Source organism: Rhodococcus sp. IEGM 1370 (genome assembly GCF_033142325.1).
Classification (GTDB): Bacteria; Actinomycetota; Actinomycetes; order Mycobacteriales; family Mycobacteriaceae; genus Rhodococcoides.
The window spans coordinates 580,676-605,655 of sequence record NZ_JAWLRY010000001.1 but is presented as its reverse complement, the minus strand read 5'-3'; the positions used below and the strand labels follow the sequence as shown (position 1 = coordinate 605,655).

The window sequence follows — 24,980 nt, the reverse complement described above, 5'->3', positions numbered from 1 at the left end:
TCGCTTACGCGACCGGACCTCCGAAGATCTCGATGGGCTTGCTGTCGGCGGAGAGCGTTACGAGCGCGCGCTTGGTGTCCTTGCGCTTGCCGTAACCGAACCGGGTCCGCTTACGCTTGCCCTGACGGTTCATCGTGTTGACGCTGGTCACGGTGACGTCGAAGATCTTCTCGACGGCAATCTTGATCTGCGTCTTGTTCGAGTCCGGGTGCACCAGGAACGTGTAGGTGCCTTCTTCGATCAGTCCGTAGGACTTCTCGGAGATGACCGGTGCCAGCAAGATGTCGCGGGGATCGGCGATCGTGGTCACTTGCTTGCCTCCTCGTTCTTTGCAGGCCCAGCGATGAAGGTGTTCAGCGCTTCCACGCTGAAAACGACATCATCGGCGTTGAGCACGTCGTAGGTGTTGAGCTGGTCGGGTGCGATGGGATGCACGCCGTCCAGGTTCTGAACGCTCTTCCAGGCTGCGATGTCCTCGCGGCCGACGACGAGCAGGACCTTCTTGCGGTCCGAGATCTCGGCGAGGAACGTCTTCGCGCCCTTGGTGGACGGAACCTGTCCGGCAACCAGTTCGGTGATGACGTGCAGACGCTCGCTGCGGGCCCGATCCGAGAGGGCTCCGCGCAATGCGGCGGCCTTCATCTTCTTGGGGGTCCGCTGGCTGTAGTCGCGCGGCTGCGGTCCGTGGACCGTGCCACCGCCGACGAACTGAGGAGCGCGGGTCGAGCCCTGACGGGCGCGGCCGGTGCCCTTCTGCCGGTACGGCTTCTTGCCGCCGCCGCGAACCTCGCCACGAGTCTTCGTGGAGTGGGTTCCCTGACGAGCAGCTGCCAGCTGTGCGATGACGACCTGGTGCAGCAGCGCGATGTTCGCCGGAGCGTCGAAGATCTCCGCGGGGAGATCGACGGTGCCGTTGGTCTTGCCGCCGGCTTCCTTGACATCGAGCGTCAGCTTGGTCTCGGTGTTCTTCTCGAGGCTGGTCATGCCCGTGCACCACCCTTCAATGCAGACTTGACGATCACGACGTTGCCGCGACGGCCCGGGATCGCTCCCTTGATCAGCAGCAGACCGTTCTCGCTGTCCACCTTGTGGACCGAGAGGTTCTGCGTCGTGACGCGGTCGCCACCCATACGTCCGGACATGCGCATTCCCTTGAAGACGCGACCGGGCGTTGCGCAGCCACCGATGGATCCGGGACGACGGTGCACGGCCTGTGCACCGTGGCTCGCGCCCTGACCCTTGAAGCCGTGACGCTTCATGGTTCCGGCGAAGCCCTTGCCCTTGCTGGTGCCGGTGACGTCGACGTAAGCGCCGTCCTCGAACACTGCAGCGGTGAGCTCCTGGCCGACCTCGAACTGCGAGGCGTCGGCAACGCGAATCTCCACGATGTGGCGACGCGGCGTGACACCTGCCTTCTCGAACTGGCCGGTGGTGGGCTTGTTCACCTTGCGCGGGTCGATCGCACCGAATGCGACCTGGACGGCGCTGTAGCCGTCACGTTCCTGGGTGCGGATCTGGGTGACCACGTTGGGGCCTGCCTTGATCACGGTCACCGGAACGACGCGGTTGTTCTCGTCGAAGACCTGGGTCATTCCGAGCTTGGTGCCCAGAATTCCTGTTGCAGGCCGGTTCTTGTTATCAGTCATCGTTGTCTCCGCGCTCACTGGATGTTGACGTCGACACTGGCCGGGAGGTCGATGCGCATGAGCGCGTCCACCGTCTTCGGTGTCGGGTCGAGGATGTCAATGAGCCGCTTGTGAGTACGCATCTCGAAGTGTTCGCGCGAGTCCTTGTACTTGTGCGGCGAACGGATGACGCAGTACACGTTCTTCTCTGTCGGCAACGGCACCGGTCCGACGACGCGGGCACCCGTACGGGTGACCGTTTCGACGATCTTGCGCGCTGACGCGTCGATCGCCTCATGGTCGTAGGCCTTGAGCCTGATGCGGATCTTTTGTCCCGCCACGCTTAGTGTCCTTTTCTTGCCGCTTGGTCGTAGAACGGGCCGTTCGGCCTGCTCCACCTCGTCTGCACAGTCCCCGAGCCGTGGGAAACCCACCGACTCGAACTGCCTTCGTGCACACACGACAGTGAAAAACGTTGACGACCAGGCGTGACCTGATTCCGTTGCCGCTCTTCATCTGTCATGGTTCTCCGGTCCACGCGGTCGGGCGTGTCGCGATTCCGCTCATTCTTCTGGGCTGAAACTTTCGCTTCAACCATCCGAATCCAACGAAATCCGCACCGATCGAGCTGGTGTTCCGGACGCGCTCACGTGGAGCGCTGGTCTCATGTTCTTGCTCAGTCGGCTTTTCGGCCGACTCACCTGTGTCAGGCCGCACGCATGCGCGTCCCGTGTCCAGGCAACCCGACCAGTATGCCGCAGACCGGGCATCAGATCAACTCGGGGCCGGTCGATCGTCACCGCGCTACCTTACCGAGCAGTAAGGTAGCGCCATGACCACCGTCGAGAACACCACCGGCGCCACGTATCGCGCCTGGTCGAAGCTACCCAACAACGGTATCGGCTCCACCCTCTTCTCTGTCGGCATGTGCCTACGGGTTCCGTACTTCGCATCCGTACTGCCCCGTGTCGTCGCGCTCGAGCCGGGGCGCTGCGAGGTCACTGCCCCCAAGTGGTTCGGCATTCGAAACCACCTGGGCACCTTCCACGCCATCGCGGCCTGCAACCTCGCCGAGGTCGCGATGGGCATGCTCGCCGAGGCGACCGTCCCCACCTCGCACCGATGGATCCCCAAATCGATGACGGTCCAGTATCTGACGAAGGCCACCACATCACTACGCGCGGTCGCCGCACTCGACGAGGTCCCCGACTTCGGGACGGTCACCGATGGCATCGACATCGTCGTGCCGGTCGCGATCCGAGACACCGCAGGCGTGGATGTGGTGCACGCGGACATCACCATCTGGGTCTCTGCCGCATCTCGTTGACATACTCGACCGATGAACTCGGTGACGCGGTCGGAGCCCGACAACTCCGTGATTGTGGTCGGAGGTTCGGGAGCGGTCGGACGTCTGATGGTCGACCTGATGCGCGGTGACGGCGCTTCGGTCACCGTCGTCGACATCCACGACGGTCCCGACGCCTTTCCCGTCACGGTCGGTGACATCACTGCGCCCGACGAACAGCTCGCAGCGGTGCTGGCACGTGCGGCGACGGTCATTCTGGCGGTGCCCGAATCCGTGGCGCTGGCGGCGGACCTGTCTGCTCTGCGGCCCGACGCTCTGCTGGTGGAGACCCTGTCGGTCAAGTCCGGCTTCTCGCGCCATGTGCAGGGCGCACGTCCGATCGGTGCCGTGGTGGGAATCAATCCCATGTTCGCCCCGTCGCTCGGAATGGCCGGACGTCCCGTCGCCGCCGTCGTACACCGACCCGGCCCGCCGGTGGAGCTCTTCCTCGAGGGAATCTCGCGGTGGGGCGGTCGAGTAGTGCTCCTCGACGCTGCACGCCATGATCGCCTCGCCGCCGCGACGCAGGCGCTGACACACGCCAGTGTGCTGGCGTTCGGCCTGGCTCTGGCCGAACTGGACCTTCCGTTCGTCGACATCGACGCCGTTGCGCCTCCCCCACACGCAACGATGCTCGCGGTGCTGGCGCGCATCACCGGCGGTGAACCCGAGGTCTACTGGGACGTACAGGCAGGCAATCCGCACGCCGCCGATGCCAGGGCGGCGCTGCATCGAGCGACGCAGACGGTGAGCGAGACCGTCGATTCCGGCTCCGAGGCCGACTTCGCTCGCCTGTTGACGCAGGCCGAAGCCGCTCTGGGCGGGAACGGCAATCAGTATCGAGCATTGTGTGCGGAGATGTTCGGTATCGTTCGAGGCAGCGGCGGTAACCGATAGCCGCAGTCGGACGAACGGAAAGCGCAGGCACGCGATGTTGGAGCAACCGTCGTTGCCGGAATTCGACTCCGCCGATGTCGTGGAGAGTGCGGTCGTCGCACGGTTGGCGAAGAACTGGGCGCAGCGCGCAACGGTGAAGAAGCCCGAACCCGAGCTCGACGACCTGTTCGACACGACCAAGCAGGATTTCCCCGACGCCCTCATTCCTTTCGGCGAACACGACACCTTCACCAGCGCAACCCCCGAACAGCAGAATCGCCTGCGGGCGTGGGGTTGGATCGCGTTCAACAAGAACGTGATGGACGTCGAGCAGCATGTCGTTCATCCCGGTTTCGCCCTGCTGGCGCAAGACGTGTTCGAGACCGGGATGGGTGACACCCTCGCAGTTGCGGTGACCCAGGCCATGGTGGACGAGCAGTACCACACCCTCATGCACCTCAACGCGAGCGCAGCCACCAGACGCGGACGCGGTTGGGCCCTGTCGGAACGCTCTCTGCCGTTCAGCTCCACCGTGCGCCGGCAACGCGCGGCACAGGCGAACAGCGACGACCCCTGGTCGGCCGCGATCAGCTCCCTCGCGTTCATGACGGTTGCAGAGATCTCCATCACGTCGTACCTGGACCTGATCGAGGACGACGACGTCATTCAGCCCATCAATCGGGCAACGGTCAAGCTGCACAACCGCGACGAGTACTGCCATGCGTCCATCGCCGACGACATGGCCGCGATCGTCTTCGAGCGACTCGGTCCCGACGACCGGCAGAAGTTCCTGGACGGCCTCGTCGATGGCATGGACGCGTTCTCGAGCAGCGATTTCTCCACCTGGGGACGCATCCTCGAGCTGGAGGGCGTCCGCGGTGCCGAAGAAATGCTGGCCGACGTCGAGCAGGACAAGAGCCGACGGGCACTCGTCCAGGACTACAGCGGACTGCGGTCGTTGTGCCGAAAACTAGATGTCGAGGACAGTATCGATATCGATTGGGGCTGACTCCAGAGCTTTCCGGACAGCGGCCCGCGGGTAACATTCTCGGGGGTTTCCCGTATCAAGTAGTGGCCCTCTACTCCATGGGTCCGGTCCCACCATTCGTCCCAACAGCTCGGAGATTCGATGTCGTCAGCTCAACACGCAGCCGTACACGTGGAGGACGTGCACAAGTCCTTCGGTGATGTGCATGCGCTGCGCGGCATCAGCTTTTCCGCCGAGCGCGGCACCGTACTGGGCATTCTCGGCCCCAACGGTGCAGGCAAGACCACGACCGTGAAAGTGCTCTCGACCCTCATTGCACCGGACAGCGGGAGAGCATTCGTTGCCGGTCATGACGTGGCAGCCGACGCCCCCGCGGTACGACGCTCGATCATGATGACCGGGCAGTACGCGGCCCTGGACGACACCCTGTCGGGCCGCGAGAACATCGAACTCTTCGGTCGCCTCATGGGTCTGGACAAGAAGGCCGCGAAAGCCCGCGCCAAGGCCCTGCTCGACGAGTTCGATCTCTCGGATACCGGCAAGCGGCCGGTCCGCGGGTACTCCGGCGGCATGCGTCGCCGAATCGACATCGCCTGCGGGTTGGTCGTGCGCCCGGAGGTCGTGTTCCTGGACGAGCCGACCACCGGACTCGACCCACGCAGCCGTCAGGGTGTGTGGTCGTTGGTCGAGGCGCTCAAGGCGCAGGGCATCACCGTGCTGTTGACCACGCAGTACCTCGAAGAAGCCGATGTCCTCAGTGACAACATCATCGTCATCGACAAAGGCACCGTCATCGCTGAGGGCACGTCGGATCAGCTCAAGGCAACGACCGGCGGCAACTTCTGCGAGGTGGTTCCTCTCGATCCGGACAACTTGCCGACAGTTGTCCAGGTGTTGGGCGATTTGGTGCCACGGGCGGTTGCCGACGACCTGCGGCCCGGTGCCGACCGACTGTCGATCCCGGCCCCCGACGGCGCAGCCACCTTGTCCGAGGTACTTCGTCGTATCGATCAAGCCGGTATTCCGCTGGCCGACATCGCATTGAGACGACCGTCGCTCGATGACGTTTTTCTGTCCCTCACGGGGCATGCGAATACGGTGTCGCCGCAGTGAAATCAACGTTGAGCGTCGCACGTCCGGTCTCTGTCGACGTTCGTGCGCGCAGCGCGGATCGGATGCAGCGCAAGCCGCGGTTCGAGCCCTCGGGTTTTGTGCAGTGGCAAGTGCTCACCGCGAGGACCATCCGCACCATGGTGCGCAAGGGCGAACTTCTGGTGGCGGTGATCGCGCCATTGATCTTCACGATCGGGTTCTATCTGCCACTGAAGTTCGTGATGCAGTTTCAGGGTATCGACTACGCCCAATTCTTGATGCCCATCATCGTGCTGCAAGCTATGGCGTTCACCGCTATCTCGTCGGCCCAGCGAGCTTCCACCGAAGCGATGAACGGCCTCTCCACGCGCCTCAAGACCATGCCGGTAGCAATCGGCGCACCGCTGATGGCGCGCATGAGCAGCGCATTCATCAGGTCGGTCGCAACGTTGACGGCCGCCTTGGCCTACGGGCACGTGATCGGTTTTCGTTTCAGCGCCGGCTACGCCCAAGCCCTGATGTTCTGTGCGATGGCGCTGGCGATCAGCACGGTTCTGTCTTTCGGTGCCGACGCGATCGGGACTCTGTCCAAGAGCCCCGAAGCGACCAGTCAGGCGTTGACGTTGCCCCAGTTGATTCTCGGAATGGCGTCGACCGGATTTGTACCGGAGACCGGATTTCCGGAGTGGATTCGCCCGTTCGTCCGTAACCAACCGATTTCGCAGTTCTCCGCGGCGATGCGTGACATGGCCGAGGGGACACTCAGCTTTTCCGTGATTCTGCCTGCGTTGATGTGGATCCTCGGCTTGACGCTCGTATTGATTCCGCTCGCCCTGTGGGCGAGTCTGCGACGGAGAGAATGACGATGACGGATCTGCAGCAACCCCGCAGGGCGCTCAGCACGCTGGACTTTCCAGAACCCAATCAGCCGCTACCCGAATCGTCGATGCGGGCACTCTGGACTCACAGTGCGATCCAGTGCAAGCGTCTGCTGACTCGGTGGTCGCGCGATCCGACCACGATGATCCAGGCTGTTCTGTACCCGGCGCTGATGCTACTGATGTTCCGCGTGGTCCTGGGTGACTCGATCTCGATGGCGACCGGCCAGTCGGCCGTATACGGCCAGGTTCCGCTCATCGCGCTGATCGGGGCAATGTTCGGGTCGATCGTGAGCGCCGTCGGACTCAAGCAGGAACGGATCAACGGATTGTTGTCTCGTTTCTGGACCCTGCCGACGCACCGCGGCGCGGGGCTGCTGGGTCGCATGATGGCCGAAGCAGTGCGGGTGTTCATCACCACCCTGGTGATCATCGCGATGGGGTTCGTACTCGGCTTTCGCTTCAACGAGGGTCTCCTCGCCGCCGTCGGACTTGTTCTGATTCCCATCGTGTTCGGCCTCGGCTTTGCGGTTCTGGTGACATTTCTCGCCACCGTCGCCGGCGACGCTCCGCTGGTGGAGCTGGTGTCGATTCTGTGCACGCTGCTGTTGTTCTTCAATTCGGGATTTGTCCCGGTGTCTGCGTATCCACCCTGGTTACAGCCGGTCGTCGCTGCTCAACCGATGTCGTGTGCCGTCGACGCCATGAAAGCTCTCGCCCTGGGAGGCCCCACGCTGAGCCCGATCCTTCAGACTCTTGCGTGGTCGTTCGGTTTGGTGGCGGTATTCGTGGTACCAGCGGTGAAGGGGTACCGACGCGCATCGGCGTCGGCGTGAAATATCTTCCTACTTCGTGGAAGATCGATTCTCGTGAAAGATTCGCGAACGCCGACACCCTCCGTATCTGTCGTAATTCCGGTCAAAGACACGATCGAATTGCTCGATCAGCAGTTGAAAGCGCTGGCGGCGCAGGATTACCGGGGCCACTTCGAGACCATCATTTCGGATAACGGCGGTTCGACTGAGCTGGCCCATCATGCGGCCACACATCCGTTGCGTGAGTTGCTCAACCTGCGTTATGTGAATTCGTCGGCTGTCCCTGGCCCTGCGTTCGCGCGAAATCGCGGTGCCGAAGAAGCATCGGGCTTTTTTCTGGCGTTCTGTGATGCCGACGACGTCGTGTACGAGAACTGGATCACTGCACTGACCAGCCTGGCCCAGCATCACGATGTCGTGGGTACTGCAGTGGAGACATCGACGATCAACTCGGCGAAAGCCCGCGCCTGGACGCCGGCCTCGCCGCCTGAGCACCAGGGCAGGTCGTCGTTTCTCCCCTTCGCAATCGGTGCCAGCCTCGGGTGCTGCGCGGACGTCTACCGGGACCTCGGCGGTATGGACAGCCACTTCATCGCGAGCGAAGACGTCGAGTTCAGTTGGCGGGCTCAGTTGGCCGGATACTCGTTGGGATTCAGTGAACAGCAACTGGTCGCATATCGCTTGCGCTCCGAACTACGGCCGCTGGTCAGGCAGGCGTACAACCTGGGATTCGGCTTTGCGAAGTTGCAGGGAACGTACCGTGAAAAGGGTTGCCCACCGGTCGACATCAAAAGGGTTGTGTACTTCTGGACCTTGCTGCTTCTCGGCAATCCGCTGGTGCCGTCCAGAATCACCAAGGTTTCGAGAGGCCAATGGGCACGTGCTGTGGCGGCGCATACCGGCGAAATGGTGGGTGGACTCAAATTCCGCACCTTCGGTTGGCCGAGAACAAAGCAGAGTTCTCGCGACTCGGCGCTTTCATCCGCATCGTCTCGAGTCCAACATGAGCCGGCTACAACTTCTACCCGTCACAAATCGGGCGATTCGACCCATTCGATGCGTAACGCGCAATTCCTTTTCGACGAAAGAAGCTGATACTGTCGCCAATCGTGTGCTGTCGAGTCGACGCCGAGGTAGAACCGATGTACGGAGAGGCTGTTACGCAGTGAGCTGGACGAGAAAGTTGACGCGGCCGGGCACTGTACTCGTTGCGCTGTTCGTCCTCCTCACCTCGTTCTCGTCGGCGGCCAGTGCACAGCAGGCCGACGCCTCGCCGACCGCATCGCCTCTGCCACCGTCGTTCGACCTCATGGGACCACCACCGCCCGGTGCCAACGATTGGTCGTGCACGCCGTCTGCCGAACATCCACGACCGGTCGTTCTCGTCCACGGGACGAATATGGACATGGAATCCGCGTGGTCCGAACTCTCACCCGACCTCGCGGCGCAGGGATACTGCGTGTTCGCCCTCGACTACGGACGCCAGGCTGCGTTCTGGGATCCGAATTATGTGGCGTGGGGAATGGGCGACATCGCCGAATCGGCCAAAGAGGTCGCCGCGTTCGTCGACATAGTGCGATCGACCACCGGAGCCGCGCAGGTCGACATGGTCGGCCATTCCCAGGGTGGAGTGGTCGCACGTCAGTACCTGAAGTTCGATGGTGGTGCCGATGCTGCATCGCCGGAGAACAGTGCGGTTCATCGCTTGGTGACGCTCGGTGCCACCAACCACGGCACCAACTTCAACGGACTCCAGCAACTCTTCCTCATCGCACAATCACTCGGGCTCCCGCGAGTGTTGTCCGAGCAATTGCTGTTCGGCCAAGCCGGCTCCCAGCAATTGATCGGATCGTCGCTGCTCACCAGACTCAATGCCAACGGTGAAACCCTCCCCGGAATCGACTACACCGTGATCGCGTCACGATTCGACGACGTGGTCACACCGCCGGAGCGCACATTCTTGGACGATCACGGAACCGGTAGCGTCACCAACGAGTGGGTTCAGGACACCTGCCCGGACAGCACGACGTCTCATCTGGGACTCACGACGGACCCCGCGATGAAGTACGTCGTCAGCTCGGCTCTCGACCCCTCGTACTCGGAATCTCACACGCCCACCTGCACCTGAGTCGTTCGAGATCGCGGGCGTGAGCCACCGAGTTCGTGACGTCAGGTGTCGACGCTCGACCTGAATCGAAGCCCGAAACAAAAATCTTGATCAATAAGTGGAAGCAACCAATTGAAATCCCCGCTTTCGTCAATTTGAATGACCTCTTTACAGATTCCGTCGAATAGCCCCGGATATTCAATTCCGAATTCCTACGCTCACAACGGTTGAACAAATTCGACACAAACTGTAACGTGCTACGCGTGACAAATGCTTTCGATGAGTTGACGCTGTCCGTGATAGTCCCCGCGTACAACGAAGAGGCCTATATCGGGCAATGCCTCGAACAGCTTCTTCTACAGATCGAGCAGCTGCACGAAATCATTGTTGTCGACAACAACTCGACGGATAGCACCGCGGCCGTGGTCGAAGCGGTAGCTCGAATTCAGCCGAAGGTGCGCCTTGTTCGCGAGTGCATTCCCGGAGTGGCATATGCGCGCAACGCAGGGTTCCGCGCGGCGACAGGTGCCATACTCGGGCGGGTGGATGCGGACACTCGTGTCCGCCCAGGCTGGGCGCGTGCAGTGCGTACGTACATGTCGACCGCACGAAGCGACGTTGCCGGTGTCACCGGACTCAACGAGCCCTACGACTCCCCCGTTCGCGGACTCAAGGCGTGGTGGTTCGGTCGTCATATCGAGAAGGGCAACGTCGGAGGTGGCCGCCTGGTCACCAACCTGCACGGAGCGAACATGGCAATTCGGCGCAGCGCGTGGCGTCGCGTCGAAGGTAAAGTCAGCGCCGACTGCGATCTGCACGAAGACCTGGATCTGGCTCTCTGCTTGGGAAAATCGGACCTGAAGATCGCTCAACTGTCGGATATGAATGTCCTCGTGTCACCCCGACGAGCGCTCACACCTCCGAGCAAATTCCACGAATACATCGATTGTGGTATCAACACTTTTATTCATCACGGCGTGATGACTCAGGAAAAGGCGCGCGCACTTCGCCTGCACTGGTGGTGGCACATTCTTGTGTACGCGATATACCGCCCGTACGATCCGAAAAAGCAACGGTATTCGCTGCGGTATCTCATGTCGTCGGTCGACCAACGAATGCTCCCGGTAGCGACAAGCACCTCACCGGTCGAGACCACCGCGCCACCTGCATCTACGCGCTAGGTAGCGCGTGCCGCGAACGCTGACGGCACATTCCCCATTTCACCGGTGTTCGCGAGATACGCGATCGCTGTCCGTTCTCGATTGCACCGCCGAAAACGTGTCGGTGTTGACCACGGTCACATCGGTTCTCTGCGCCGGCCCGACCACCGAGGATGCAGCGAGCACGTGCGTGACCCAGCTGCCGTCGATCACCTCGTCCAGGTCGGATTCGCCTGGGTCCATCACCAACGCAGAACCGCTCGATGCGGCGGCCAGCATTGCCAGCGTCTGCCAAGCGCCCACGGTATTGGTCGGTCCTCGAACCGCAAGAAGCGTCCGCGAGTCGTAGTCGAGTGACCACTCGTCGACACACCGGTCTGCCAGCGTCACCGCTTCGCGTTGAGAGACAACTGTGTCCCCTGCGGCGTCGGGCACCACAAAAGCCTCGTCCTCGCCCGATAGAGACCGCGTACGGGAGGCATAGTCCGGCAATCGGGTGGACTGCGCCGCGATGTCGGTAGCGATGTCCGGTTCGTCCATCACGATGACCCTGAGCCGATCGCCGGCCGAGCCGGTGCTCGAAGCGCATGACGACGTCGTCAGAACGACATGATCGACGTCCGTCACACGATCCAGGGATGACCGGGTGTCCAGCAGAACCGAAGCCCCGCAGGACCATACGGCCCACATCGCGATGACCGAGGACGCCGTGACCTGCAGATCCACGACCACCCGATGCCCTGGACCGATGCCACGGGACACCAGAAAATGTGCCGTCTGCGCAACACGTCGGGACACTTCGAGATAGCTCGACTCGGCTTCGCCGATCACGACAGCCGGAGCCGAGGGATCTGCTTCGACGGTTTCCTCGAACATCTGAGCAAGAGTGCGAGCCATCGGCTGGGGCTTCACCGAGGACGACTTCTCGACGTCGTCGATCTGTGCTGCGGTGACGCTGTCCCCGGCCGAGGAGATGTCCACGTCCCGAACCACGGTGCCCGGGGCCTGCGCGACGGTACGCAGCACGCCGGTCAGCCGCTCGACGAAGGACTCCACGGTAGATCGGTCGTACAAGTCGGTGGCGTACACGATGACGCACGTCAAACGCAGTTCGTCGTCGGTGGAGCGCTCCTCCGAGAATACGATCTGCATGTCGTAGTTGGCGGAGTGCGCCTGGGCTTCCATTCCGGTTACCGATAGCCCCGGTAGTTCGAGCCGACCCGCCTCGTGGTTCTGCAGGGCAAGGATTACCTGGAAGAACGGTGTCTTCGAGGACGACCGCGGTGGGTCGATCAGTTCCACGATGCGCTCGAACGGGACGTCAGCGTGTGCAAATGCGTCGAGATCCGTGTCTCGAACACCGCGCAGGATGTCGGCGAGAGTGTGATCCGGCGACACCGGCGTGCGAAGTGCGAGCGTATTGACGAACATCCCGACGAGATCGTCGAGCTCCTGCTCACCGCGCCCGGCGACAGGAGTGCCGACGGCGATGTCCTCCTCGCCGGACAATTTCGCCAACAGAACCGCAAGACCGGCGTGCAAGATCATGAACAGCGTCGACTGATGTTCTCGAGACACGGACACCAGTGCATCGGTCAGGGCACGGTCCACCACGAACTCGTGTGTCGCACCGCGCCGGCTCGGTGTTCTCGGCCGCGGACGGTCGGTCGCGATGCCGGCCTGTTCTTCCAGGCCGTCGAGTGTGCGCCGCCAATACTGTTCCTGCACCGACACGAGCGATGTCGGATCGCTTTCGTCGCCCAAAATTTCTCTCTGCCACAGCGCGTAGTCCGCGTACTGAACTGTCAACGGCGTCCACTCCGGCGTCCGCCCGTGTGAGCGCGCCGAGTATGCAGTCATCAGGTCTCGAATCAGCGGCCCGATCGAGAAACCGTCAGCCGCGATGTGATGGACGACGATCACCAGAATGTGCTCGGTATCCGACAGCTCGAGCAGCCGCACCCGTAACGGCACCGAGACCGTGACATCGAAGGATGCAGTCAGGACGGAACCCACCCGTGCAGACATATCGGTTTCGTCGACCACCTCGGGGACGAGGTTCAGGTCTACCTCCGACAACGGCAAGATCTCCTGCGAACCGACGCCGTTCTCGTCGGGATAGCGGGTCCGTAGCGACTCGTGTCGACCGACGACATCCTTCAGGGCACGAGCGAGCACATCGATGTCGACGGCCCCACTCAAACGAAGTGCGCTCGAGATGTTGTGGGCACCCGAGGTGGGATCGAGGCGGTTGAGAAGCCACATTCGCTGTTGTGCGTGAGACAGGGGAATGGTCGCCGGCCGCGTACGCGCGACGAGTCGACGGCGGCCGCCCTCACCCACACTCGACTCGAGGCGCGCGGCGAGGTCCGATACGGTCGACGACTCGAACAGCAGTCGAACCGGAACCACGGTCTCGAGCGCGGAACCCAATCTCGACACGACTCGGGTCGCGACCAAGGAGTTTCCGCCGAGATCGAAGAAGTCGGCATCTGCCCCGACTCGGTCCACACCCAGCACCTCGGCGTAGACGTTCGCCACCACTGTCTCGACCGCGGTGGACGGCGGCCTGTACTCCGACTCCACGAGAAAGGGCGACGGAAGGGCCGCTCGGTCCAATTTGCCGTTGACCGTGAGCGGAATCGAGTCGATGGGGACGAACACCGAAGGCACCATGTAGTCCGGCACCCACTGCGTAACACCACTGCGTACGTCGTCGATGTCCGCCGACGCCCCGTCGGCGAACACCACGTACGCCACCAACCGAGCGGCCACACCGGGGTCGTCGTGGACGACGACGGCAGCGGAAGACACCCCGCGCTGCGCGCTCACCGCCGTCTCCACCTCCCCCAGTTCGATTCGGAAACCCCGAATCTTGACCTGATCGTCGGCACGGCCCACATATTCGAGCTCTGCGACGTCGTCGACCACGACCCAACGCGCCCGATCACCGGTGCGGTAGAGGACGTCTCCCGAACCGCCGAACGGATCGGCGACGAAACGAACCGCCGACAGACCCGAACGACCGATATAGCCTCTCGCCAGCTGCCCACCCCCGACGTAGACCTCACCCGCAACCCCGATGTGAACCGGCCGTAGTCGTCGGTCCAGAACGTAGAGGCGAAGACCGGGGATGGGGGCCCCGATGACCGGCGACGAACTCACGTCGCGCGAGGACAGGGGCCGGACCGTCACATGGACGGTCGTCTCGGTGATTCCGTAGAGGTTCACCAGAGTGGGTCCGGCGGAATCGCCGGTTCCGTCCCCGTGCCGGTCGTACCACTCGGCCAGTCGGCGCGGGTCGAGTGCCTCTCCTCCGAACAGGACGTACCGCAAGGCAAGAGAGGTTTGCGGTAGCTCGCGGTCGGCTTCGGCCAATTGTTGGAATGCAGAGGGGGTTTGGTTCAGTACGGTGACTCGTTCGGTCGACAGGAGCGCAAGAAAATCCTGCGGCGAACGCGAAGTGTAGTAGTCGACGACCACGAGTGTGCCGCCGTGGATCAGTGCCCCCCACATCTCCCACACCGAGAAATCGAACGCGTAGGAATGGAACATCGTCCAGACGTCGTCCGCGTCGAACCCGAATGCTGTCGTCGTGTTGCCGAAGAGCTCCAACACGTTGCCGTGCGTGACCCCGACACCCTTGGGCCTGCCGGTGGAGCCGGAGGTGTAGATGACGTAGGCGAGGTGATCGGACCTCAGAGATGAGTGCCTGTCGGCATCCGTCACCGCACGGCGGTCCATGCTGTCGAAGTCGAACAGGTCGAGATCGAGCACCGGAACGGAGCCGAAAGCCGAGGTCGCACCGGACACCAGTGCGAGGACAGGATCGGCATCGTCGATCATGAACTCGATCCGGTCCATTGGGTAGGACGGATCGACGGGCAGATACGCCGCGCCCGACACAGACACCGCAAGCAAGGCGACAACCAGGCTTATCGAACGCGGGAGCGCAACGGCTACAAGGGTTTCCGGGCGTGCACCGCAGGTGATGAGATGGCGTGCGAGCGCATCGACCGACCCACCGACGTCGCCGTAGGTCCACGAACGGCCGTCGAATCGCACAGCCGTCAGATCCGGTCTCTCCAGCACCGTTTCGTAGAATCGGTCCACCAGCGTGGCATGTTCGAGCGCACCACCCGGTGCGGATGCACTCCACTCGCGCACGAGGGAAGTGCGCTCCGAGTCGGACATCGACTCGATGTCTCCGATGGGCCGATTCGGAGCGTCGAGCAGACCCCCGAGCAATCTGATGAAGCCCTCGGCGAACCGTTCGACAGTGGAACGGTCGAACAAGTCTGTTGCATAGAGGAATTCGACATTCCAGCCGAGTGCTCCGTCCGCAGCGGACGAGGTGTCCGACACGGTGACCTGTACATCGAATTTTGCACGAACCGAGTCGAACTCCATTTTCCCAACGGTCAGATTCGGCAATTCCAGGTGTACCTGTCCGAGGTTCTGATAGGTGAACACGACCTGGAAGAGCGGGTGCCGCCCACGAATTCGCGGCGGATCGACAACGTCGACAATCTTCTCGAAGGGCAGGTCTGCGTGCGCGAATGCCGATAGGTCGACATCGCGAACCTGGGAGAGCAGCGCGGAGAAACTACCCGCGATATCGACCTGGACACGCAGGGCGAGGGTGTTGACGAACATACCGATCATGTCGTCGAGCTCACTGTGTCCGCGGCCCGCAACCGGGGTTCCGATCACGATGTCGTCGGATGCCGTCAATCGAGCGACAAGCACGGACAGCGTCGAATGCAGCACCATGAACTCGGTGGCACCGGCCCGATGCGCGAATGCCGAGACCCGGGCACGTGATTCGGCATCGATCGAAACCGATACCGTCGCACCGGCAGCGGACGATTCCGTCGGGCGCACGCGGTCGGTCGGCAACTCGATCCCGGAAGGGAGGTCGGCCAATTGTGCACGCCAGTAGTCGACCTGCATAGACGTGACCGACGACGGATCGTCCTCGGCTCCCAGAACTGCACGCTGCCACACAGCGAAGTCGGCGTACTGGATCGCAGGACGATCCCAATCGGGTGCCTGTCCGGCTGCTCTGACCGCGTAGGCCCGCACCAGGTCGCGAGTCAACGGGCCGACCGAGAAACCGTCCACCGCGATGTGATGAGCTACCAGTACCAGGACATGCTCGGTGACAGACTCCCGAAGGACGCAGGCCCGGACGGGCACTGCCGCCGTGACGTCGAATCCGGAGTCCACCAGCCGCAGAACGCGGTCCATCGTCTGCCCAGCAGTCACGTCCTCGGCGTCGAGGCGAACCGGGTTCGCAGATGCCGGTTCGATGACTTGAAAACCCACACCGTCGATGTCGGGGTACACGGTCCGAAGGATGTCGTGGCGCGCGATGACGTCGCCGAACGCGAGAACAAGCGCGTCGACATCGAGTTCGCCGCTCAGCCGTATCGTGACCGGAACATTGTGTGCAGCGGACGACGGGTCGAGCCTGTTGAGGAACCACATCCGTTGCTGCGCCAAGGACAACGGAATTGGCCCGTCGTGCGCACCGCGCGCGGTGATCGCAGGCCGCAGAGCACTTCTCCTGTCGTGTTCCACTCTGGCGGAAAGCATCTCGACGCTCGGAGCCTCGAACAAGGTCCGCAGTGATACTTCTCCACCGAGGGCTGCGCCCAACCTCGACACGACGCGGGTGGCTGTCAGCGAATTTCCGCCGAGAGCAAAGAAATCGTCGTCGAGGCCGGCCCGGTCCACTCCGAGAAGGTCACGATAGATTCCCGACACGAGTTCCTCGATGGGGGTCGACGGTGGACGAAAGACGCCGACCTCGAACGCGGGCTCCGGCAGTGCTCGTCGATCGAGCTTCCCGTTCGAGCTGACCGGAAGTGCGTCCAGCACCATCACCGCGGCGGGAACCATGTAGTCCGGAACCTTGCCCTTGGCGCCGGCACGCACCTCGGTGCCATCCAAAGCCCATCCCGGCTGTGGCACAACGTATCCCACGAGCGCATCCCCGAGAGTGCCGTCGGATCGCAGAACGACGACGGCATGCGCCACTCCAGGATGCGCCGCCAAGGCATGTTCGATCTCACCGAGTTCGATGCGCTGGCCCCGCAGCTTTATCTGAAAATCTCTCCTGCCGATGAAATCGAGCTCACCGGATCGAGTCCATCGCACCAGATCGCCGGTGCGGTACAGACGACCACCGTCACGACCGACGGGATCGGCGACGAACCGCTCCGCAGTGAGGTCGGGGCGGGAGGCGTATCCGCGCGCCAACTGAACGCCTGCCAGGTACAGCTCCCCCACCACGCCTGGGGCAACCGGTCGCAGGCGTCGGTCGAGGACGTACGCCCTCGTGCCCGAGACAGGTCGTCCGATAGGCACACTGGTGGTATCCGTCTCGGCGAACTCGTGGCCGGTGACGTCGACGGCCGCTTCGGTCGGTCCGTACAGATTCACGATGCGGACCGGTGACAACACCTCGACGGCGCTCTGCGCTGTGGCGACCGGGAGCGATTCACCGGAGGTGAACACGAATCGAAGCGACTCGGCATGGGATGCCGCGGACTCCGCTGCGAACACGGTCAGCATGGACGGGACGAAGTGCGCGACGGTGACGGATTCGGACCGAAAGAGATGTGCAAGGTACCGCGGGTCGCGATGCCCATCCGCTTCTGCGATCACCAACCGTGCCCCGATCTGCAACGGCAAGAACAATTCCCACAGAGACACGTCGAACGTCACCGGCGTCTTCAGCACCATCACATCGTTGTCGTGCAGCCCGTATTCGGCCCGCATCCACGTCAACCGGTTGACGATCGCTCGATGACTCACCACGACGCCCTTGGGCTCGCCTGTCGATCCGGAGGTGAAAAGAACGTAGGCCGCACTGTCGGGGTGCGTTCGAGCGTCCGAGGCCTCGGCTGCCTGAAGGTGCTCTGGCCGCCGCTCGAGGACGCCATCGAGCCTGAGCTCGTCCACGTTCACCACGTCGAATCCGCGTTCTCTCATACGATCCCGCGACGTCGACAGGACGACCGTCACTGCTGCGGTATTCAACACACCACGGACACGATCATCGGGTTGGCCGGGATCGACCGGCACGTAGGCAGCGCCGGCCGCAACCACGGCGTAGATGCCGACCACCAATTCCACCGACCGAGCCATGGCAACGGCGACGGTCGACTCCGCACCGATACCCATCGAAGAGAGGAAGCCTGCCAGGCCCCGGACACGAAAGTCGAACTCGCCGTAAGTTATCGACTCATCGCCGAACGTGATCGCGACTGCATCCGGCGTCGACGCCACCTGCCTTCGATACCGATCCAGTAGCCGCTCGTCCGTCATCGCCGATCCGGTGCGGTTCCACTCGTGCACAACCGACTGCAGTTCGCCACCGACGAGCACGTCGAGATCGCCGACGGCCACATCTCGATCTGCAACCACCGCGCCGAGGATGCGCTCGAAACGCTCGCCGGTCGCCGCGACCGTTGCCTCGTCGAACAGATCTTCGAGATACAGCAACCGAGCCTGCATGCCGACAGGTTCACCCGAAGAGTCGAACTCTTCCGACATCGTCAGGTAGAGATCGAACTTGGACAACCCCGTTTCCAGTTCCACCCCGGCGGCAGCGATGTTCGGCAGCTCGACCGACACGGACTCGAGGTTCTGGAAGGCGAGCATGACCTGGAACAGAGGCTGGCGGGCTGTCGACCGAGGCGGATCCAGAACCTCCACCAGTCTCTCGAACGGGATGTCCACGTGGGCCAGTGCATCCAGATCCACGTCACGTGTGGAGGCCAAGAGTTCGCGTACCGACACCGAGTCGCGAACCTCGGTCCTCAGAACGAGGGTGTTGACGAACATCCCGATGACCTCGTCGAGATCTCGCTCTCCGCGGCCGGCAACCGGCGTTCCGATGACGATGTCCTCGGAACCCGACATGCGCGCCAACAGGATTGCGAACGCAGCATGCACGATCATGAACGGCGTGCACCCGATGTCCAGCCCGAGCTGAACTATCGACCTGTGTACGTCGGCTCCGATACGAAACGCGTGGAGTCCGCCACGCTCGGACGGAACCGACGGCCGCGGGCGATCTGTGGGCAGATCGACCTGCTCGGGGATTCCGTCCAGTTGCCGTGTCCAGAAGTCGAGCTGCCGGCTGACCACAGACTGCGGATCGGACTCGTCCCCGAGCATCTTCCGCTGCCATACCGCGAAGTCGGCGTACTGAACAGGAAGCGGTTCCCAACCGGGCTCCGTCCCGGACGCCCTGGCCGCGTAGGCGTGCACCACGTCTCGCATCAACGGCCCCATCGAGAAGCCGTCTGCCGCAATGTGATGCACAACGACAGCAAGAATGTTCTCGGCCCCGCCCAGGCGGTACACGTGCGCCCGAAACGGCGCACTGTCCGCCAACGCGAACCTGCCGAGCACCATCTCGCGGATCAGTCGAAGAGCTTCCTTCTCCGAGCACTCGTCGACGCCCAGCTCGAACGGACTGGACTCGAAGGGGAGAATCACCTGGTGGCCGATACCGTCGTATTCCGGGTAGACGGTGCGGAGCGGCTCGTGTCGATGCCGAACGTCGTCGATTGCACGCGCCAGAGCGCTCAGATCGAGCTCACCGCGCAGGCGAACGACGATAGGAATGTGATAAGCGGCCGAGTTGGGCTCGAGCTTGTGCAGAAACCACATCCGTTGCTGCGCAAGGGACAGCGGAATATCGGCAGGACGATGCCCTCCCTCGAGGGGAATACGCGCCCCGGTACCGGCCGAATCGGCCAGCAGAGCCGCGAAGCTCTCCACGGTGGACGCGTCGAACACGGCTCGCACCGGCACCTGCGTATCGAGTTCGACCCCGAGTCGAGACACGACCTGAGTGGCAATCAACGAGTTGCCGCCGAGACCGAAGAAGTCGTCGTCGAGGCCGACTTCGGTCACGCCGAGGAGGTCGCCGAACACGCCTGCCACGATCCGTTCGGTCTCGGTCACCGGCTCACGGAACACTCGGCGCTCGAACAACGGCTCCGGCAACGACTTTCGATCCAGTTTGCCAGCCGGCCCCAGCGGCAATGCATCGAGCACGAGTACGACCGCAGGAACCATGTACTCCGGAACTGTGCGTGCCACACCTCGAAGCAGTGCCTGCGTATCGACCGTCCCACCGGCCGGGGGAACGACGTAGGCGACCAATCGATCCGTACGCACGGCCACCACCGCCTGCGACACGGAATCATCGCGGGCCAGTGCGTTCTCGATCTCCCCCAACTCGATTCGGAGACCCCGCAGCTTCACCTGAAAATCCGATCGGCCGAGATACTCCAGTTCGCCGGAAGAAGACCAACGCACCAGGTCCCCGGTGCGATACAGCCGATCACCCGGACGTCCGAATGGATCCGCGACGAATCGATCCGCGGTCAGATCCGGACGTGCGGAGTACCCGCGTGCCAGCTGAACACCACCGAGGTACAACTCACCCACGGCACCCACCGCAACCAGATGCAGACGCCCATCCAGTACTCGAACTGCAGTGTTGAACACCGGAAGACCGATCGGTACCCCACCTACGTCGGCAGCGTCGAACTCGTGGGACGTGACATCGACCGCAGCCTCTGTGGGGCCGTACAGGTTGACCAGCCGGGCCCGCGGAACCAGTTCCACGAATGCGTGCGCGGTGGACGGCGGCAATGCCTCGCCCGACGCGAACACCCATCGCAGCGACCCGACGCGAGCCGGGACCAGCTCGGCAGTGAAAACCCCGAGCATCGAGGGCACGAAGTGCGCCACCGAGACATGCTCTCGCTCTATCGTTTCCGTCAGATAGGCGGGGTCTCTGTGCCCGTCGGGCCGGGCGATCACCAACCGTGCACCGACCTGCAGCGGCCAGAACAACTCCCAAACCGACACATCGAAGGTGATCGGTGTTTTCTGCAACACGGCATCTGCGTCCGTGAGGCAGTACTCCGTCTGCATCCACACCAACCGATTGACTATCGCAGAATGCGACATCGCAACACCTTTCGGCGTGCCCGTCGATCCTGACGTGAACAGCACGTACGCGGTGTTGTCCGGCGTCAACGACGCAATCCGATCCGCGTCGGTAATCGGCTCGGCAGAGTATTTCGTCACGGTCTCGTCGTCCAGCACCACGGTCGCGGCCGCTGATCGAGCACCGTCGAGGCTCGAGCTCGCCACGACCAACGTCACTTGTGCTGTCTCGAGGATGTACGCGATTCGATCAGCAGGCTGGGTCGGGTCCACCGGAACGTACGCCGCTCCGGTCTTCACCACCGCATACAACGCAACCATCAGATCCAGCGAACGAGGAAGAGCCACAGCAACAGTGGCCTCCGGCCCGGAACCACGGTCGATCAGATACCGTGCCACCCGGTTCACCCGCGCATCGAACTCACGGTACGTCGTGGACTCGCCCTCGAATGTGATGGCCACCGCGTTCGGTGTTCGTGCCACCTGCGCATCGAACACAGACGCCAAGGTAGCGGCTCTGTCGAACTCGTGGCCGGTCGCATTGACCTCGTCGAGCAGCCATCGCCGCTCGTTGTCGCCGACCAACTCGAGGTCGCCGACGACGATCGACGGGTTTGCCACCACCGTGTCGAGTACTGCCCCTACACGCTCGGCCAGCGATTCGATCGTCGCCGCGTCGAACAGGTCGCTCGCGTAAGTGACGGCGATAGAGAGACCCGCCGGATCGTCCGTTGCGGAACGCTTTTCGATGACGGTGAAATCCAGGTCCACCTTGGCGGTCGTGGCGTCCATGTCGACTGCGTCCACACCGAGTCCGGCGAGCTCGAACCGCCTGTTTCCCACCTCGGCGAACGTCACCATCACCTGAAAGATCGGATGCACACCCTGCAGCCGCGGCGGATCGACCACCTCGACCACCCGCTCGAACGGCACATCCGCATGCGCAAAAGCAGACAGATCCACCTCACGCACACCCGCCAACACCTCGTCGAAACTCGACGAACCATCCACCGCCGTACGCAACACCAACGTATTGACGAACATCCCGATCACATCATCGAGAACAGCCTCACCACGCCCCGCCACCGGAGTACCCACCACCACATCGGCACTGCCCGACAACCGCGACAACAACACCGCCAACGCAGCGTGCACCACCATGAACAGAGTGGTGCCACGCCTGCCTGCAAGTTCGGTCAATGCACCATGGGTGTCGGGACCGACCGCAAGCACATGCTTCGCTCCGCGGCCCGACCACACCTGCGGTCGTGGTCGGTCGGTCGGCAGTGTGAGCGCATCGGGCACTCCCGACAGCGCTGAAGCCCAATACCGTTCCTGTGCGTTGCCTAGCGAGTCGGGATCCTCGGGCGATCCGAGCGCAGCCCGATGCCACAGGGTGTAGTCCACGTACTCCACCGGCAACGGTGACCATGTCGGCGCACGGCCGTCCGCTCGTGCGGCGTAGGCAGTCATGACGTCGGTAGTCAGTGGCACCATCGAAAAGCCGTCGGCCGCAATGTGATGCACGGCCACGACGAGCACATGTTCGCGTGGGCCGAGCTCGAGCAATCGGACCCGGAAGGGTGGAGCCGCGGTCACATCGAACGGCGCGGTCACCACTGCTCCCACGTGGTCGTCGAGCTGCGCTTCCTCTATTCGAGTTGTTCGCCAGTCGATATCGACGTCGTCGATGCCGAGAACGACCTGAGTCCCGACCCCATCGACTTCGCGATACCGCGTCCGAAGCGACGAGTGTCGGATCACCAGATCATCGATTGCGCCGCGCAAGGAGTCGACGTCGAGTGGACCCGACAACCGAATGGCAATCCCGATGTTGTCCACGGACGAGCTGGGATCGAACCGGTTGAGAAACCACATCCGCTGCTGGGCGGGGGCCAGCGGGATCTGCTCGGGCCACGCGATGGATCCCAGACTTCCTCCTGCCGTGCGACGTTCGGCGGAATCGAGGACCAGAGCCCACCCCGCCACAGTCGAGGTATCGAAGAATTCTCGGACCGCTGTGCGGACTTCGAGTCGTGCATTCAATCGAGACACGAGCCGAGTCGCGGACAGGGAAGTTCCACCGAGCGCAAAGAAGTCGTCCTCGCGACCGACCGAAGTGACACCGAGAAGTGCCGAGAACTCCTCGGCCACAACAATTTCGGTGTCGGATACCGGATCGCTGAATACCGCGTGGTTCTCTGCCGGTTCCGGTAAGGACCTTCTGTCGAGTTTTCCGGATGAGCCGAGAGGCATGCTGTCGAGCACCGTCAGCGCTGTCGGCAGCATGTACTCGGGCAACGTCTCCCTCAGACTCGCCCACAGTTCTTCCAGTTCGATCGAGCCCTGCCGTGATGCCACGACGTACCCGACGAGACGGTCGGCGCGTACGACCACAACGCTCTGGGAGACGCTGCGATGGCGTTGCAGCACAGCTTCTATCTCGCCGAGTTCGATTCGAAGCCCGCGCAGCTTGACCTGAAAATCCGTGCGTCCCAGATAAACGAGAAGACCTGCCGAGGTCCGTTTGACCACATCACCCGTGCGGTACATACGATTGCCCACCGCGAACGGATCGGCGACGAAACGGTCGGCCGTCGTCCCCGGCCGTGACACGTATCCGCGGGCCAACTGAACACCGGTGACATACAACTCGCCCGCTGTGCCGGGCGGAACGGGTTGCAGGCCGGCGTCGAGTACATGCAACTCGGTGCCGTCCACTCCGGCTCCTATGGGAATGGACCCACTGTCGCCATCGACCACGTGATGATGGGTGACGTCGATGGCAGCCTCGGTCGGCCCGTACAGGTTGTGCAGCTCCGCAGCAGAGATGGCGGCGAAACGTGTTGCCGCCGAAGCAGGTAGCTCTTCACCCGAGGAAAAGACGTACCGCAACGAGCGCAGGTCCGAATGCTGCGACGAGTCGACGAACACCGCAAGCATCGACGGTACGAAATGCACCACCGTGACGCCCTCGTCTCGGATCACCGCAGACAGATAGCCAGGGTCCAGGTGACCGTCGGGTTCTGCGAGAACGAGCTTTGCTCCGACGTGCAGCGGTAGGAAGAACTCCCACACCGACACATCGAAGGTGTACGGGGTCTTCTGGAGAACCACATCGGTCTGACGGAACTCGTATCGACGCTGACGCCACGACAGGTGTTCCATGATCGCCGAGTGCGGGACGGCGACGCCCTTGGGACGTCCCGTCGATCCCGAAGTGAACATGACGTAGGCCAGGTTCTGCTCTCGCAGAGGCGATACCAATTCCTCGGGACTCAGTCGGCTTTCGTCGAACCCGTCCACCGCGTGCGTGCCGATCTCCGTGACGGGGACGCCGTCCGGCAGAGACGCAGTGCCGGATCCATCGGTGAGGATCAGGACGGGATCTGCGATACCGACGATGTACTCGAGTCGATCCCTCGGGTGGTCGAGATCGAGAGGAAGATATGCGCCGCCTGCCTTGATGATCGCGTACATTCCCACCACGAGGTCCACCGATCGCGACGCAGCGAGCCCGACGATTCGATCGGGGCCGACTCCCATCGAGACGAGGTATCGGGCAACGCGATTGGACCGTCTGTCCAACTCCTCGTACGTGACCTGCTCGACGGTGCTGCGCACGGCGATTCGGTCTGCGTACGCGTCGACGCCTGCATCGAATGCGTCGACCAGAGTTCGACGCGCTTCGGTCGAGGGGCCGACGGAGGGCTCCAAGCCGAGAACTGCGGATACCTCGGTCAGCAGGGAGCGCGTGACTCGATCCAATGCGCCGTCGTCGGAGTCGAGGAGCCCGGGAGCAATATCTGCAATGACCAGTGCAAGAAGAGAGTCGGGCTCCAGCGCGCCACCCATTGCGGCGTCGAGACGACTCAGCTCACGGTGAAGCGACAGCAGGGTGACCCGAGCGCCGTCGAGCGTCAGCGCAGTGCGTTCCGGTGCAGTACGGGAGGCCTCTGCGACGAGCCGCGGCACGTCGCTGATCGACAGCGTCCGATCGACACCGTGTCCGCTCTGCATCTCGACAACATCCTCCCGACTCCGAAATCGATTGCGGCACCTCGGCGCGAACGCCCAGCAAGCAAGTGCGGACTTTTCACCCCAACAGTACTG

The 24,980-nt window shown here is 62.9% G+C and carries 14 protein-coding genes; 9 read left to right on the top strand and 5 right to left on the bottom strand.

Features of this window, described 5'->3' with window-relative positions; genetic code table 11:
• Positions 1-4 precede the first annotated feature (4 nt).
• Genes rplW through rpsJ form a run of 4 tightly spaced genes read right to left on the bottom strand, consistent with a single transcriptional unit; the run spans position 5 to position 1,966 of the window.
• Complete coding sequence (rplW, locus tag R4P47_RS02670; protein ID WP_027496310.1) at positions 5-310, bottom strand: 50S ribosomal protein L23; 306 nt, start codon at positions 308-310, stop codon at positions 5-7.
• Positions 307-984: a 50S ribosomal protein L4 gene (rplD, locus tag R4P47_RS02665; protein ID WP_008718317.1), complete on the bottom strand. Its 678-nt coding sequence runs from the start codon at positions 982-984 to the stop codon at positions 307-309. The genes rplW and rplD overlap by 4 nt, the downstream gene beginning before the upstream one ends.
• Positions 981-1,646 carry a 50S ribosomal protein L3 gene (gene rplC / locus R4P47_RS02660; protein ID WP_027496309.1) on the bottom strand — a complete coding sequence of 222 codons (666 nt, stop codon included), beginning with the start codon at positions 1,644-1,646 and terminating at the stop codon, positions 981-983. The genes rplD and rplC overlap by 4 nt, the downstream gene beginning before the upstream one ends.
• Before the next feature lie 14 nt (positions 1,647-1,660).
• On the bottom strand, positions 1,661-1,966 hold the full coding sequence (gene rpsJ, locus R4P47_RS02655) for a 30S ribosomal protein S10 (protein WP_003938093.1): 306 nt from the start codon (positions 1,964-1,966) through the stop codon (positions 1,661-1,663).
• Between the two features lie 491 nt (positions 1,967-2,457).
• Between rpsJ and R4P47_RS02650 the strand changes: the two genes are divergently transcribed.
• From R4P47_RS02650 to R4P47_RS02610, 9 genes are all read left to right on the top strand, one after another.
• Positions 2,458-2,952, top strand: coding sequence for a hotdog fold domain-containing protein (locus R4P47_RS02650; protein WP_317784026.1), 495 nt, complete (start codon positions 2,458-2,460; stop codon positions 2,950-2,952).
• 12 nt (positions 2,953-2,964) lie between these two features.
• The gene (locus tag R4P47_RS02645; RefSeq protein WP_317784025.1) at positions 2,965-3,867 is read left to right on the top strand and encodes a prephenate dehydrogenase dimerization domain-containing protein; all 903 of its coding nucleotides are present in this window, start codon (positions 2,965-2,967) and stop codon (positions 3,865-3,867) included.
• Positions 3,868-3,901: 34 nt separating this feature from the next.
• A complete protein-coding gene (locus R4P47_RS02640; protein WP_317784024.1) occupies positions 3,902-4,855 on the top strand; it encodes a diiron oxygenase in 954 nt (317 codons plus the stop codon).
• A 120-nt stretch (positions 4,856-4,975) separates the two neighbouring features.
• On the top strand, positions 4,976-5,947 hold the full coding sequence (locus tag R4P47_RS02635; RefSeq protein WP_317784023.1) for an ATP-binding cassette domain-containing protein: 972 nt from the start codon (positions 4,976-4,978) through the stop codon (positions 5,945-5,947).
• A gap of 62 nt (positions 5,948-6,009) precedes the next feature.
• Positions 6,010-6,789, top strand: coding sequence for an ABC transporter permease (locus tag R4P47_RS02630; protein WP_317784073.1), 780 nt, complete (start codon positions 6,010-6,012; stop codon positions 6,787-6,789).
• Between the two features lie 2 nt (positions 6,790-6,791).
• Entirely contained in the window at positions 6,792-7,640 is an 849-nt protein-coding gene (locus R4P47_RS02625; RefSeq protein WP_411567281.1) for an ABC transporter permease, read from the top strand.
• Between the two features lie 33 nt (positions 7,641-7,673).
• Entirely contained in the window at positions 7,674-8,714 is a 1,041-nt protein-coding gene (locus R4P47_RS02620) for a glycosyltransferase (RefSeq protein ID WP_317784021.1), read from the top strand.
• A 70-nt stretch (positions 8,715-8,784) separates the two neighbouring features.
• On the top strand, positions 8,785-9,747 hold the full coding sequence (locus R4P47_RS02615; RefSeq protein ID WP_317784020.1) for an esterase/lipase family protein: 963 nt from the start codon (positions 8,785-8,787) through the stop codon (positions 9,745-9,747).
• Between the two features lie 206 nt (positions 9,748-9,953).
• A complete protein-coding gene (locus R4P47_RS02610; protein ID WP_317784019.1) occupies positions 9,954-10,907 on the top strand; it encodes a glycosyltransferase family 2 protein in 954 nt (317 codons plus the stop codon).
• A gap of 39 nt (positions 10,908-10,946) precedes the next feature.
• Here the strand turns inward: R4P47_RS02610 and R4P47_RS02605 are convergent, their stop codons facing one another.
• Positions 10,947-24,887: a non-ribosomal peptide synthetase gene (locus tag R4P47_RS02605; protein WP_317784018.1), complete on the bottom strand. Its 13,941-nt coding sequence runs from the start codon at positions 24,885-24,887 to the stop codon at positions 10,947-10,949.
• Positions 24,888-24,980: the final 93 nt, after the last annotated feature.